At 48.2% G+C, this 340-nt stretch carries 2 rRNA genes; both read left to right on the forward strand.

From position 1 onward, the window contains the following. Positions 1-110, forward strand: a 5S ribosomal RNA gene (rrf, locus tag HCF10_RS30995); the annotation flags it as partial. Between the two features lie 109 nt (positions 111-219). Continuing rightward, a 5S ribosomal RNA gene (gene rrf / locus HCF10_RS31000) occupies positions 220-335 on the forward strand. Positions 336-340 lie beyond the last annotated feature (5 nt).

Consider the following 340-nt stretch of genomic DNA (forward strand, 5'->3'; position numbering starts at 1 on the left):
GACCATAGAGCATTGGAACCACCTGATCCCATCCCGAACTCAGCAGTGAAACGATGCATCGCCGATGGTAGTGTGGGGTTTCCCCATGTGAGAGTAGGTCATCGTCAAGATTAAATTCCGAAACCCCTGTTTGCTAACGCAGACAGGGGTTTCGTTTATGTAGAAGTCCATGAATTTCATCGGTACGTTGCTAAAGCAACGCTCCGATACACAGAATTTCTTGACGACCATAGAGCATTGGAACCACCTGATCCCATCCCGAACTCAGTAGTGAAACGATGCATCGCCGATGGTAGTGTGGGGTTTCCCCATGTGAGAGTAGGTCATCGTCAAGATTAAA

Origin of the sequence: Pseudomonas sp. B14(2022) (assembly GCF_012030485.1) — a bacterium.
Lineage (GTDB): Bacteria > Pseudomonadota > Gammaproteobacteria > Pseudomonadales > Pseudomonadaceae > Aquipseudomonas.